General features: G+C 67.6%; 13 protein-coding genes and 1 pseudogene. 5 read left to right on the top strand and 9 right to left on the bottom strand.

Annotated elements, in window-relative coordinates:
* The first annotated feature begins 32 nt into the window (after nucleotides 1-32).
* Complete coding sequence (locus tag ASF65_RS21790) at nucleotides 33-197, top strand: hypothetical protein (protein WP_200940010.1); 165 nt, start codon at nucleotides 33-35, stop codon at nucleotides 195-197.
* Between the two features lie 64 nt (nucleotides 198-261).
* On the opposite strand, the pseudogene ASF65_RS07775 reads toward ASF65_RS21790, so the two are convergent.
* Nucleotides 262-1107 (bottom strand): annotated as a pseudogene (locus ASF65_RS07775) (ABC transporter substrate-binding protein); the annotation flags it as partial.
* Nucleotides 1108-1384: 277 nt separating this feature from the next.
* Here ASF65_RS07775 and ASF65_RS21310 point away from each other — a divergent pair.
* Together ASF65_RS21310 and ASF65_RS07770 are read left to right on the top strand one after the other, a co-directional pair.
* On the top strand, nucleotides 1385-1558 hold the full coding sequence (locus ASF65_RS21310) for a hypothetical protein (RefSeq protein WP_156369210.1): 174 nt from the start codon (nucleotides 1385-1387) through the stop codon (nucleotides 1556-1558).
* A 74-nt stretch (nucleotides 1559-1632) separates the two neighbouring features.
* Entirely contained in the window at nucleotides 1633-1977 is a 345-nt protein-coding gene (locus ASF65_RS07770) for a RidA family protein (RefSeq protein ID WP_055887563.1), read from the top strand.
* 42 nt (nucleotides 1978-2019) lie between these two features.
* On the opposite strand, the gene ASF65_RS07765 is transcribed toward ASF65_RS07770, so the two are convergent.
* From ASF65_RS07765 to ASF65_RS07755, 3 genes are all read right to left on the bottom strand, one after another.
* Nucleotides 2020-2877, bottom strand: a complete 858-nt coding sequence (locus ASF65_RS07765) for a sugar phosphate isomerase/epimerase (RefSeq protein ID WP_055887560.1) — start codon at nucleotides 2875-2877, stop codon at nucleotides 2020-2022.
* A 98-nt stretch (nucleotides 2878-2975) separates the two neighbouring features.
* Entirely contained in the window at nucleotides 2976-4505 is a 1530-nt protein-coding gene (locus tag ASF65_RS07760; RefSeq protein WP_055887558.1) for an undecaprenyl-phosphate glucose phosphotransferase, read from the bottom strand.
* 129 nt (nucleotides 4506-4634) lie between these two features.
* The gene (locus tag ASF65_RS07755; protein ID WP_055887555.1) at nucleotides 4635-5195 is read right to left on the bottom strand and encodes a polysaccharide biosynthesis/export family protein; all 561 of its coding nucleotides are present in this window, start codon (nucleotides 5193-5195) and stop codon (nucleotides 4635-4637) included.
* Nucleotides 5196-5381: 186 nt separating this feature from the next.
* On the opposite strand from ASF65_RS07755, the gene ASF65_RS07750 reads away from it, so the two are divergent.
* Entirely contained in the window at nucleotides 5382-7385 is a 2004-nt protein-coding gene (locus ASF65_RS07750) for a hypothetical protein (protein ID WP_055887552.1), read from the top strand.
* Nucleotides 7386-7398: 13 nt separating this feature from the next.
* Here the strand turns inward: ASF65_RS07750 and ASF65_RS07745 are convergent, their stop codons facing one another.
* Entirely contained in the window at nucleotides 7399-7608 is a 210-nt protein-coding gene (locus ASF65_RS07745; RefSeq protein WP_055887549.1) for a DUF2842 domain-containing protein, read from the bottom strand.
* A gap of 216 nt (nucleotides 7609-7824) precedes the next feature.
* Here ASF65_RS07745 and ASF65_RS07740 point away from each other — a divergent pair, with 216 nt between their 5' ends.
* On the top strand, nucleotides 7825-8901 hold the full coding sequence (locus ASF65_RS07740; protein WP_055887547.1) for a COX15/CtaA family protein: 1077 nt from the start codon (nucleotides 7825-7827) through the stop codon (nucleotides 8899-8901).
* Nucleotides 8902-8908: 7 nt separating this feature from the next.
* Here ASF65_RS07740 and argC read toward each other — a convergent pair whose 3' ends face one another.
* The 4 genes from argC to rplM all read right to left on the bottom strand — a co-directional run bounded on the left by argC (nucleotide 8909) and on the right by rplM (nucleotide 11892).
* Complete coding sequence (gene argC / locus ASF65_RS07735; RefSeq protein WP_055887544.1) at nucleotides 8909-9832, bottom strand: N-acetyl-gamma-glutamyl-phosphate reductase; 924 nt, start codon at nucleotides 9830-9832, stop codon at nucleotides 8909-8911.
* A gap of 41 nt (nucleotides 9833-9873) precedes the next feature.
* The gene (gene speB / locus ASF65_RS07730) at nucleotides 9874-10836 is read right to left on the bottom strand and encodes an agmatinase (RefSeq protein WP_055887541.1); all 963 of its coding nucleotides are present in this window, start codon (nucleotides 10834-10836) and stop codon (nucleotides 9874-9876) included.
* A gap of 115 nt (nucleotides 10837-10951) precedes the next feature.
* Nucleotides 10952-11428, bottom strand: a complete 477-nt coding sequence (gene rpsI / locus ASF65_RS07725; RefSeq protein ID WP_055887538.1) for a 30S ribosomal protein S9 — start codon at nucleotides 11426-11428, stop codon at nucleotides 10952-10954.
* Complete coding sequence (gene rplM / locus ASF65_RS07720) at nucleotides 11428-11892, bottom strand: 50S ribosomal protein L13 (RefSeq protein ID WP_055887536.1); 465 nt, start codon at nucleotides 11890-11892, stop codon at nucleotides 11428-11430. The genes rpsI and rplM overlap by 1 nt, the downstream gene beginning before the upstream one ends.
* Nucleotides 11893-12101 lie beyond the last annotated feature (209 nt).

Genomic DNA, 12101 nt, shown 5'->3' with positions numbered 1-12101 from the left:
CGACCTCCGCCATCGCGAAAAAGGAGATAGCGATGAACCGAGCCGAACTCCTCGTCCGCCTGCAGCGCGTGCAGCAGCTGCCGCAGATGCAGGGACGCAACATCCGCAGCATCGCGGCCGTGCTCTCGACCGAGGCGCTGCTCAAGCACGTCGAGGTCTGCGAAGCGCAGGCCGAAAAGGCGGCGCTCCGCCAATAACGAAAAACGGCCCGGCAGCGACGCTGCCGGGCCCTTTATCTTACGAGGCAACGCCTTGGCGGCGTTACTTCATCAGGTTCTTCGAGCGGAGATAGGCTTCGGCCACCGCCTTCGCCGGTTCGCCGCCGACCTGAACACGCCCGTTCAGCTCCTGCAGCGTCACGAGGTCGAGACCTTCGAACACCGGCTTCAGAAGGTCGGCGATCTGCGGATTGGCCTTCAGCACGTCCTCGCGCACGATCGGCGCCGGCTGATAGACCGGCTGGACGTTCTTGTCGTCTTCCAGCACCACGAGGCCGGACGGGGCGATGCCGCCGTCCGTGCCGTAGACCATCGCCACGTTGACGCCGTTGGTCGCTTGCGCGGCCGCGGCGATCGTCGCCGCCGTGTCGCCGCCGGACAGGGTCAGCAGCTGGTCCGGCTTCAGCTGGAAGCCGTAGGCGGTCTGGAACGAGGGCAGCGCCGACGCCGAATTCACGAACTCGGCCGAGGCCGCGAGCTTGGCCGCGCCGCCGCCCGACACCCATTTTCCGAAGTCGGACAGGGTGACGAGCTTGTTCTCGTCCGCCACGTCCTTGCGCGCCGCCATGCCCCAGGTGTTGTTGGCGGGCGAGGGGGTCAGCCAGACGATCTTGTTGGCGTCGTAGTCGAGCTTCTTGGCTTCCTCGTAGGCCTTCGCCGCGTCCTTCCAGAGCGCGTCGTCGGCCTTGTTGAAGAAGAACGCCGCGTTGCCGGTGTATTCCGGATAGATGTCGATCTCGCCGGCCGTGATCGCGTTGCGGACCACCAGCGTTCCGCCGAGCTGGATCCGGTCCGTCGTCTCGATGCCGGCGTTCTGCAGCACGAGCAGGATCATGTTGCCGAGGACACTGCCTTCGGTATCGATCTTCGAGGACACGACGACCGGCGCAGCCAGCGCCGTCTGCGACAGCAGCACCGCCGCCGTCAGGGCGAGCGCAAAAGACTTCAAACGCATGATCGGACCATTCCCCTCGCGCCTCGCGCCGGGGATCGGCTGCGCGCCTTCGGATTCTGTCGCCGAAGCGGGCGTTCTCAAGGGGCGAAGGTCGAGGAAGTTCCCTCACAAGGGCACGATGCGCCGCTTTGCCGCCTCAAAATCTTAACAGACTCGGAACCGAACCCTGATCCGCGGATTCCGCGAACTGGACAAAGGAAGGGTGGGACGCATGAGCACGACCGATATCATCGAGGCCTACGAGGCCGGCCTGATCACGCGCAACGAGGCGATCGAGCAGGGGCTCGTCGATGATCTGAACCAGCTCTACAAGCGCGACGCCCAGCCGGGCGGATGGTCACCCGGCAACCGTCAGGCCGCGGCACGGGCCCACGCGGGGCGCTGAACCCGCGGCGCCTGTCCAATCTGACCGGCACGCCGTATGAAGCTCTCGCAGAACCGAACGATTCGGAGAGTTTCATGAGCATTCGTCGCATCGAGCCCGGCCGTCGCATGAGCGCCGCCGTGGTCCACGGCAACACGGTCTATCTCGCCGGTCAGGTCGGCAATCCCGGCGAGGACGTCTCCAAGCAGACCGAGACGGTGCTCGCCGAGATCGACCGCCTGCTGGCCGAGGCCGGTTCGGACAAGTCGAAGATCCTGCAGGCGACCATCTGGCTCGCCGACATGAAGGACTTCGGCGCGATGAACGCCGTGTGGGATGCCTGGGTCGATCCGTCGAACCCGCCGGCGCGCGCGACCGGCGAATCGGCTCTGGCCACGCCCGAGTACCGCGTCGAGATCATCGTCGTCGCGGCGATCTGATCCTGCGAGGCGGAGGCTTCGAGCCTCCGCCTCGCTTCGGCTTCAGGAGATCAGGCCGTACTGGCGCGCCTTGTTGCGCAGGAACGGCAGGCCTTCGCCCAGCACGATCTCGCGCGCGGGCGCCACCGGCCGCCACACCGACAGCGCGGCGGCGAGCGCCGGCGGAACGGTGATGAAGCTTTCCATCGCCATGCCGCCCTTGAAGCCGATCGCCGCGAGCGCGCCGAAGACCTCGTCCCAGGCCACGGTGTCGGCGCCCGGCGTGCCGCGGTCGCTGGCCGACAGGTGAATGTATTTCAGGTGCTCGCGCGCGGTCAGGATGCCGTTCGCGATGCCCTTCTCTTCGATGTTCATGTGATAGGTGTCGAGGTGGACGAACAGGTTGGGTGCGCCCACCCGTTCCACCATGTCGACGGCCTGCCGCGCGGTGTTGAGGATGTGGTTCTCGTAGCGGTTCACCGCCTCGAGGCCGTAGAGCATGCCGAGATCGTTGGCGTAGTTCGCCGCCTTTTCGACGATGCGCGCCGTCGCGTCGATCTCGTCCTGCGTCGGCGGGAAGCCCGTGCGCTGCCCGATCCCGCCGTAGACGACGCCGCTCAGCGCCTTGGCGCCGATCGCCTTCGACTGGTCGAGCGCGATCTTCAGATACTCCCAGGCGCCTTCGGGATTGTTGGTCGGCAGGCGGTCGAGCGGCATGCCCAGCGAGCAGACGCAGTCCACCTCGTGCCGCTCGAGGAGCGCGCGCGTGTGCGCGGCGTCGATGACGCGAGGGTCGGGAATGGTGATCTCGAGGAAGTCGATCCCGTATTTCACCGCTTCCGGGATCGCGAACTCGGCCGCCGCGTGGTCCCATTCCATCGACCACATGGCCGTGTGGACGCCAAATCCCTGTACGCTCATCGCTAAAATCCTCCTCGTCGACGATCGCTTCGTATCGCACGGACGAGGAGGCGGAAGAACGCGTGAATTGGCTGGCGCCTGCGCTTTTTTGGCCCGCGTCAGTAGGCGCCCTTGGGGTTGAGGAGGCTGTAGGGCGTGGCGAAGAGGATGTAGAGGTCGAGCAGCAGCGACCAGTTCTCGATGTAGAAGAGATCGTGTTCGAAGCGCTTCTGCAGCTTCACGTCGTCGTCGATCTCGCCCCGCCACCCCTTCAGCTGCGCATAGCCGGTGATGCCGGGCTTCACCTTATGGCGGCCGAAGTAGCCGTCGACGATCTCGGTGAAGGTGACCTGCGTGCTGGACTGCGCATGCACGGCGTGCGGGCGCGGGCCGACCAGCGACAGGTTGCCGATCAGGACGTTAAAGAGCTGCGGTAGCTCGTCGATCGAGGAGCGGCGGATGAAGCGGCCGACGCGGGTGACGCGAGGGTCCCCCTTGGTCACGAGCTTGCGCGCGGTCGGATCGGCCATGTCGTGGCGCAGCGAGCGGAACTTCCAGACGAGGATTTCCTCGTTGTTGAAGCCGTGGCGCTTCTGTCGGAAGAAGACCGGGCCGGGTGTGTCGAGCTTGATGGCGATAGCGGTGAGGATCATGATCGGCGCGACCGCGACGAGCGCGGCGATGCCGAAGACGAGGTCGAAGCCGCGCTTGGCGACCTGGTTCCAGTCGGCGATCGGGCGATCCATCACGTCCAGCATCGGCACGTCGCCCATGTAGGAATAGGAGCGCGAGCGAAAGCGCAGGTTCTGCGACAGCGCCGAGATGCGGATGTCGAGCGGCAGGACCCAGAGCGACTTGAGGATGGTCAGGATGCGCTTCTCGGCCGACAGTGGCAGGGTGACGACCAGCATGTCGATCTTGGCGATACGCGCGAACTCGGTGAGTTCGGCCACCGTGCCGAGCTTCGGATAGCCCGCGACGAGCGGCGGCGAACGGTCGCCGTCGCGGTCGTCGAAGATGCCGCAGATGCGGATATCGCTGTCCGGGACGGCGTCGAGCTGCCGGATGAACTGCTCGGCCGCGCCGCCGCCACCGACAAGGACGACGCGGCGCTCGAGGCGGCCCGTGCGGCTCCAGTGGCGGATGCGATGAGCGAGGACGCGCCGCGCCAGCGTCAGGGCGCCCATCGACACGGCGGCGTAGGTCAGAAGGCAGGCGCCGAGCGACGCGTCGAGACTGCCCGCCCATGCCGCGCAGGGCAGGGTGGCGACGATGCCGGCGAGAAGCGCCAGCGCCACGCGCGCCGGCTGCCGCCGCTGCGAACGGAGCTGCGAGGGCTCGTAGCCGTGTAGAAGCGCGAGCGTCGCGATGGCAAGCCCCACGAGCGGCAGGGCGAGAAGGGCATCCGACAGGCGCCCGTAGGACGCGAGCACGCCGAGCGCGATCGCGCCGAGGGCGGCGAACTCGCCGAGCCCGAAGAGGCCCGATAGAAGCCGCGGCGACAGGACGTTCTTGTTGAACTGTTCGGCGATGCGCCGCGCATGGGGATTGAGGACGCTCGCCTCGACCAGACGCGGCGGGTGGTCGGGCTGGAATGTCCGGATCGCTTCGCGCGCGAAAAGAGCCTGTTCGCTCCGCTTCAAAGCCATGGTCGAGGGTCCCCGTCGTATGGCGCGATCCTGGATCGTGCTCGACTGGCACCCTCTCATCGATAGGCTAATGAAGGCTCACGACGACTTTTATCATTCGAATGAGTCGGCGGAATCTTGGCCGGCTGACTAGAACAGCCGCTCGCGGATGGTCACCGTGTCGCCGGGCAGGACCGGATCCGAGAGGACCACGCGTCCGGTGATGATCTGTCCGTTGACCTGACGCGTAATGTCGACGGTGCGCTTTTCGGCGCGCGGCGAGAAACCGCCGGCGATCGCCACCGCGTTCTGCACCGTCATGCCGGGAACGTAGGAGTATTGGCCGCCCGTCGCGACCTCGCCCATGACGAAGAACGGGCGGTACTGCTCGACCTGGACGGAGACGTCGGGATCGCGCAGGAAGCCGTTGCGCAGGGCGGCCGTGATCGCGAGGCGCACTTCGTCCGGCGTCTTGCCGCGTGCCGGCACCGAGCCGATCAGCGGCAGCGACAGGTAGCCCGCCTTGTCGACGACATAGATCGCGCTGAGGCTGTCCTGCTCGAAGACGGTGACCCGCAGCCGATCGCCGGCATCCAGGCGATATTCCTGGTTCAGGGCGGCGTGGAAGGCTTCCGGCGGCGGCGGTGTCGTCACGCAGCCGCCGAGCAGGCTGGCTGTCAGCGCCACGAGGGCTGCGCGGGCGACTCGCATGGTGGTCTCCGAGAGCGGGGGCAGGCCTGTGAGGCCGATGCCTCGTTTCGGGCTCAAACCTATGAGCAACGTGGTTAATTAACCGTAAAATCGATGTCGCATTGCTAGGAAAGCCTTCAACCTTATCCTGTGGACGCAGGGGAAGGTCGGCCAAAGGGAGTCGCTCTTGACCGGAAGGGAAGCCGAATGGCCGATACGTACGAGCGGAACGGGGAGGAGCGCGGCGTCGCCCAAGCCCTCTGGTCGAACCGCAATCGTATCCTGGCTTCCACGGCGGCGCTGGGCTTTGCCGCCTTCGCGGCGGGCTCGCTCGTTCCGCCGATCCAGCGCGCTACCGTCCGCGTATCCGCACCGCCCGAAAGCATGGCGCGCTGGGACGATGCCGCTCTCCAGCGTCTCGTCTCCGAGACCCCCGGGCGGCCCGAGCCCTCGCGTCCGTCGATCCTGGCCGTGTGGGTCGACCTCGTCGATCAGACCGCGAACCGGCGGCCGGATGCGGGCGCCCGTCGATCGATGGACGGAACACTGGAAATCTGGGCCGAGGACCGGGACACCGACGTCGCCCGGGCCCATGCGCAGGCGCTTGCCGATCGGATCGTCGACGACCTCGCACCCGTCCTCGCCGACAACTCGCCGCCCCCTCCGGAACCGCTTCCGGTTGCAGCGGCGCCCGAGCCGCCAAGACAAACCGAGCCGGAGCCGCGCAATGCGCCGCTCGAAGCGCTGGATGCGTCCGTCGCGTCGGCCCGCACGGCCCTCGCGAATGCCGAGGCGAGGCTGGCGAAACAGCCGCCGGCCGGGGCGCGGAGCACGAGCCAACAGCCGGCCGGCGGTGGTCGGACGGCTTCGAACCTTCGCCGCGAACTCGACGCGCTGGAGCGCTTCGCGCGCGCCCTGCCGTCGGCGTCGCCGGCCGATGCCCCAGCGAGCCTTCGCGAGAGCGAAGAATGGGCGAACTGGCGCAACGCCAAGGCCCGGCGCGATGCCGCGGCCGCGACCGTCGCCGAACTCTCGCGCACGCTGCTTGATGGTCATCCGCGGATGACGACGGTGCGCCTGCGCCTCGCCGATCTCGACGCCGAGCTGGACGCGGCACGCGATCGCCTTGCGAGCGCCGTCCAGCGACGCGTGCGTGCGCTTCGCGGCGATGTAACGCGGGCCGAAGAGATCGCAGCGAAGGATGCGGCGGCAGCCGACGCGAGGGAGAGAGCCGCGATTGCGCGAGCCGACGCTGAGGCCGAGGTCGCGGCGGCCCGGCGGACGCTTGACGCCCTTCTGGCGGCGCGCGAGGCGTCGGTCGAGTCTGCGTCGGCCGCACCGGTGCCAGCGCCTGAACCGGTCGCGCCGCCCCAGCCTGTCGTGGCTGTCGAACCCGTCAGGCCCCCCGAACCCGTGCAGCCCACTGTGACCTGCTCGGTCACCATGACCGAGATTCGCCCGAACGTCTGGCCGATCGTGGCCGGGTCGGCCGCGTTCGGGTTTCTCGCCTCGTCGCTTCTCGCCGTCTTCGCGTCGCCCCGCACCCTGTTCAAGCCGACCGCCCCTCTGCCCTTCGGTCGCACGCGTCCCCGATCCGTTTCACCCCCCCGATCCGTCCCCGTCGAGCCGCATCCGCCGAAGCCTCAGACGGACGTCACGCCGGCGGACGAGCTGATCGGCGGGATTCTTGCGAGCGAGATCAGTCGCGTCGTGATCGTTCCGATCGGTCGCGACGAGCGGCCGGTGTCGGTGGAGATCGTCCGCCGCCTCTCGCTGCGCGGATCGCAGGTCGCGCTCGTGGATCTCAGCGAGCGGCAACTGGCGGCTCGCGCGATGGGGCTGGAGGCGGATGCGCTGGGCGTCTCGGACATGATCGCGGGCGAGGCGACGTTCGCCGAGATCGCGCGCCGCGATTTCGCCACGCAGGCCGAAGTCTTTGGCGGCGGTCAGGCCGTGATCGGCGAGGCGGCCTTCCTCGCGATGGAGCGCCGCAACGTGCTGGAGTTCATCGAGCGCAACTTCGAGGTCGTGCTGGTCGTCTGCGGCGAGCTCCCGCTGGAGACGGTCCAGGCTCTGCTCACGCCAGATGCGGCGCTGGTGGTGACGGTGGACGGCGAAGACGAGCAGGCGGTCTCAGATGGAACCCGGCGGCTGCGCGCGGCGGGCCTTGCCGACATGATCCTCGCGAACGCGCGTCAGCTGGCGTCGTAGCCGGGAAGGCGTGTCAGGCCCTCGGTTCGCGCTGCATCCAGCGGATCACGAACATGGCGGGCACGATCCAGAACAGGCCGGTGACGACGAAGTAGACGAGGTGCACCCAGCCCGGCGCGTCGGCGAGGCGCAGCGAGGCGAAGGCGGTGGCGAAGACGGCGTAGACGACGACCAGCGCCAGCAGGACGACGACGCCGATGAGCTTCTTCAGACGGACGGGCATTCGGGTCTCGTTTGGGATGCGTTGCAGGTGTCCTCGCAAGTTCCGCGCGCGGCGGCAAGCGGGTAGGACAATATGATCCTTGCCATTCCCGGCGCTTCGTAACACATCACGTCGCGAGAAGCTCGGCGCCGGCGCCCGGAACGGTGCGCGTCGCCGAGCCGTCATCCCAGAAGGGACGGTTCCGCGCGGTGACGCCGGAGGCCGTCAGCGAGCTCCATGACGACCCTGACCGACGCAACCTTCGCTTCGCCCCGCATCGCCGACAACCGGCGGCTGATCCGCATCTGGCTCTACGTCATCGCCGCCATGGTGATGGCGCTGGTCGTGGTCGGCGGCGCCACGCGCCTGACGGAATCCGGGCTCTCGATCACCGAATGGAAGCCGATCCACGGCGTGGTTCCCCCGCTATCGGACGCGGAGTGGCAGGAAGAGTTCGATCTCTACCGCCAAATCCCGCAATACCAGCAGATCAACCGCGGCATGGCGCTGTCGGAGTTCAAGGTGATCTACTGGTGGGAATGGTCCCACCGGTTCCTGGCGCGGTCCGTCGGCCTCGCCTTCGCGCTGCCGCTCCTGTTCTTCTGGGTGACGGGGCGGATCGAGCCTTGGCTGAAGCCGCGTCTCGTCGGCCTTCTGGCGCTCGGCGGCCTTCAGGGCGGCATCGGCTGGTGGATGGTGGCATCGGGTCTCGTCGAGCGCACCGACGTCAGCCAGTACCGGCTGGCCGTTCACCTCACCATGGCCTGTCTCATCCTGACCGCGACGCTCTGGATCGCGCGCGGCCTCGTCAACCGGCCCGCGGAGCGGGCGCCGACGGACCATTCTTATCTCGTCGGTTTCCTCCTGGTCGCGATGGTGCTGGTCCAGATCTATCTCGGCGGCCTCGTCGCGGGGCTGAACGCCGGGCTCAGCTACAACACCTGGCCGCTGATGGACGGGCAGGTGATCCCGTCCAATCTCCTTGCGATGACGCCGACTTGGCGTAATTTCTTCGAGAACCCGATGACGGTCCAGTTCGTCCATCGCCTCGGAGCCTACGCGCTATTGACCGTGGCGATCCTCCACGCGATCGCGGCTCGCCGCATCGCGCCAGCGTCTCACCATGCGCGCGGCGCCACGTGGCTGGCGGTGGCGGTTCTGGCGCAGGCGATGATCGGCATCACCACGTTGCTGATGCATGTGCCGATCGACGCGGCGCTGACGCATCAGGCCGGCGCGCTCGTGGTGCTGGCGGGCGCGGTCTTCCACGCCCGCGGTCTCTTCGGCCGCTACCCGGTGCCGGCCGCGGCCTGACCCGTCGTCAGGCCGACAGCATCAGGTCCATGTTCTGAACGGCCGCGCCCGAGGCGCCCTTGCCGAGGTTGTCCAGAACCGCGACGAGGTTGGCGCGCTCGCCGTCCTTCGACCCGAAGACATGCAGCACCATACGGTCGGTGCCCGCGAGTTCCGTCGCATCGATCCGCTTCAACGCGGCGCTCTCCGCCAGCGACGATACGGTCACGATCTCGCTGCCGGCATAGTGCGCCGCCAAAGCCTCGTGCAGCCGCTCGGCCGAGACCGTGCCGTCGAGCAGCAGCGGCACCTGCACGATCATCCCCTGTGGGAACTTGCCGACCGAAGGCGAGAAGAGCGGGTCGCGAGGAAGCCGCCCGTAGACCCGCATTTCCGGCAGGTGCTTGTGGTCGAGGTCGAGCCCGTAGAGGAAGTGCGGCGCGGTGATTGCATCCGCGCGCGAGGGATCCTCCATCTGGGCGATCATCTGCTTTCCGCCGCCCGTGTAGCCCGACACCGCGTTCACAGTGATGGTCTCGCCGTCGGGCAGGAGGCCCGCGTCGCGCAAAGGGCGCACCAGCGCGATCGCGCCAGTCGGGTAGCAGCCGGGATTGGCGACCAGCCGCGCCGAGCGGATCTTATCCGGCTGGTCGCGCGAAAGCTCCGCGAAGCCATAGGCCCAACCCTCGGCTGTCCGATGAGCGGTGGACGTGTCGATGACGCGTGCCTGATTGTTGCCGGCCAGCAGCGCGACCGCCTGCCGCGCCGCGTCGTCGGGCAGGCAGAGGATCGCGATGTCGGCCGAGTTCAGGAGGTCCTCGCGCATCGCCTCGTTGCGCCGCTCCGCCTCCGGGATCGACAGGAGTTCGACGTCGCTGCGCCCTTCCATGCGCGAGCGGATCTGAAGGCCCGTCGTGCCGTGCTCGCCATCGATGAAAATGCGGGGCTTCATGCTGCGCTCCGTCGTTGGAGGTGAAACTGCGGGCGCCGGGGTCAGCGCGTCTTCTTCTCGGCGAGGAGGCCGAGGACGTACATCGCGATCGTCGCGCCGGCGACGGCCGTCATGTCGGCGTGGTCGTAGGGCGGCGAAACCTCGACGAGATCGGCGCCGACGATATCGAGCGCGCCGAGCTTGCGCAGGACGGCCAGCATCTTGGCACTGCTCGGCCCACCCGCGACCGGCGTACCGGTGCCCGGCGCGAAGGCGACGTCGAGGCAGTCGATATCGAAGCTGAGATAGCAGCGGCGGCCGCCGACGCGCGCGGCGATACGCTCGGCAATAGTGGACGAAGAGAGGTCCTCGACCTCGTAGCCGTGCAGGATCTCGATGCCGCCGGTCTCCGGCGCATGGGTGCGGATGCCGACCTGGATCGAGCTGTCCGGGTCGATCAGGCCCTCGCGCAGAGCGGCCGAGACGAACGAGCCGTGATCGACGCGGGGGCGACCATGCGTGTCGGTCGCAAGCGGCCACGTGTCCTGGTGCGCGTCGAAATGGACGAGGCTGAGCGGCCCGTGCTTGGCGGCATGCGCCTGTAGGAGGGGGAACGTGATCGAATGGTCGCCGCCGAGCGTCAAGAGGAAGCCGGTCTTTGCCAGAAGCGCCTCGGCCTCGATCCGCATGGCGAGATGCGCCCGCTCGGGCAGCCGGTAGTCCAGAAGGCAGTCGCCGTAGTCGACGACACCGAGGGCCTCGAAGAGGTCGGCGTGGAACGGATACTGCGGATCATTGTCGAAGATCGCGGAGGCGCGCCGAAGCGCCTGCGGGCCGAAGCGCGTGCCGGGGCGGTTGGACACGGAGGCATCGAACGGGATGCCCCAGACCGTGACGTCCGAGCCGGTGACATCCTTCGTCATCCGCCGCCGCATGAAGGACAGGGCGCCGGCATAGGTCGGATCGCTCGCCGCGCCGGTGGCCAGCGTCGCGGTGAAGGCGTGGTCGATCGATTGTCCGGCCATGAAACAGTCTCCGTCGTCGGCGCCAGAGATAGGGGAGAAGCGCGACGGCTTGAAGAACGAAAAAGGGCCCCGGTTTCCCAGGGCCCTTCGATCGGCGGTCCAGTGCGGCGAGCGCTTAGCGCTTCGAGAACTGGAACGAACGACGGGCCTTGGCGCGGCCGTACTTCTTACGCTCGACGGTGCGCGAGTCGCGGGTCAGGAAGCCGCCCTTCTTGAGGACCGAGCGCAGGCCCGGCTCATAGTAGGTAAGGGCGCGCGAGATGCCGTGGCGAACCGCACCGGCCTGACCGGACAGACCGCCACCGGCGACCGTCACGACGATGTCGAACTGGCCGTCGCGCGAGGCGGCGACGATCGGCTGCTGCAGCACCATCTGGAGAACCGGACGGGCGAAGTAGTCGACGTAGTTCTTGTCGTTGACCGTGATCTTGCCGGAGCCCGGCTTGACCCAGACGCGGGCGACCGCGTCCTTGCGCTTGCCGGTCGCGTAGGCGCGGCCGTGAGCGTCGAGCTTCTGGACGCGCACCGGGGCGGACGAGGTCTCGGCGACGTTCGCGGAGCCCAGATCCTGCAGCGAATTCAGGTCGGCCATTATGCAGCCCTCGCGTTCTTGGAGTTCAGCGCCTTGACGTCGAACGCCTCGGGCGACTGGGCGGTGTGCGGGTGCTCGGCACCGGCATAGACGCGCAGGTTCTTGAGCTGGCGACGGCCGAGCGGACCGCGCGGCAGCATGCGCTCGACGGCCTTCTCGAGCACGCGCTCGGGGAAGCGACCCTCGAGGATCTCGCGCGCCTTGCGCTCCTTGATGCCGCCGGCATAGCCGGTGTGCCAGTAGTAGGTCTTGTCCTGATACTTCTTGCCCGTGAACACGACCTTGTCGGCGTTCACGATGATGACGTTGTCGCCATCATCGACATGCGGGGTGAAGGAGGGCTTGTGCTTGCCGCGGAGGCGAAGCGCAACGAGGGAGGCGAGGCGACCGACAACGAGCCCTTCGGCGTCGATGATGATCCACTTCTTCTCCACCGTCTCGGACTTCTGCGAGAAGGTCTTCATCGGGGTATCCTTGGGTCGTTCATGGCGCGGACAGGACGAAACCTGCCCGCGGCGGAAAAAGCGCAGGCCGGGCCGCACTCCTTGGCGGTCTCCATACACACCGTGTGGACGCGACGCAAGAGACGGAGGGTGCCCGGCGATCCGCATTGACTAGGAAAAGGCCAGCTGAAACAGAAGTTTAGACATGTGGTGTCAAGGTACCGTAAAAT

It is taken from the genome of Aureimonas sp. Leaf324 (assembly GCF_001423245.1).
GTDB lineage: Bacteria > Pseudomonadota > Alphaproteobacteria > Rhizobiales > Rhizobiaceae > Aureimonas.
Note: the sequence above shows the minus strand (reverse complement) of the source record. Positions and strands in the feature narration are given on the sequence as shown.

Excerpts from the sequence above, each read along its gene's own strand:
- ASF65_RS21790 (WP_200940010.1), top strand. The coding sequence starts at position 33 with ATGAACCGAGCCGAACTCCTCGTCCGCCTGCAGCGCGTGCAGCAGCTG.
- ASF65_RS21310 (WP_156369210.1), top strand. The coding sequence starts at position 1,385 with ATGAGCACGACCGATATCATCGAGGCCTACGAGGCCGGCCTGATCACG.
- ASF65_RS07770 (WP_055887563.1), top strand. The coding sequence starts at position 1,633 with ATGAGCATTCGTCGCATCGAGCCCGGCCGTCGCATGAGCGCCGCCGTG.
- ASF65_RS07765 (WP_055887560.1), bottom strand. The coding sequence starts at position 2,877 with ATGAGCGTACAGGGATTTGGCGTCCACACGGCCATGTGGTCGATGGAA.
- ASF65_RS07760 (WP_055887558.1), bottom strand. The coding sequence starts at position 4,505 with ATGGCTTTGAAGCGGAGCGAACAGGCTCTTTTCGCGCGCGAAGCGATC.
- ASF65_RS07755 (WP_055887555.1), bottom strand. The coding sequence starts at position 5,195 with ATGCGAGTCGCCCGCGCAGCCCTCGTGGCGCTGACAGCCAGCCTGCTC.
- ASF65_RS07750 (WP_055887552.1), top strand. The coding sequence starts at position 5,382 with ATGGCCGATACGTACGAGCGGAACGGGGAGGAGCGCGGCGTCGCCCAA.
- ASF65_RS07745 (WP_055887549.1), bottom strand. The coding sequence starts at position 7,608 with ATGCCCGTCCGTCTGAAGAAGCTCATCGGCGTCGTCGTCCTGCTGGCG.
- ASF65_RS07740 (WP_055887547.1), top strand. The coding sequence starts at position 7,825 with ATGACGACCCTGACCGACGCAACCTTCGCTTCGCCCCGCATCGCCGAC.
- argC (WP_055887544.1), bottom strand. The coding sequence starts at position 9,832 with ATGAAGCCCCGCATTTTCATCGATGGCGAGCACGGCACGACGGGCCTT.
- speB (WP_055887541.1), bottom strand. The coding sequence starts at position 10,836 with ATGGCCGGACAATCGATCGACCACGCCTTCACCGCGACGCTGGCCACC.
- rpsI (WP_055887538.1), bottom strand. The coding sequence starts at position 11,428 with ATGGCCGACCTGAATTCGCTGCAGGATCTGGGCTCCGCGAACGTCGCC.
- rplM (WP_055887536.1), bottom strand. The coding sequence starts at position 11,892 with ATGAAGACCTTCTCGCAGAAGTCCGAGACGGTGGAGAAGAAGTGGATC.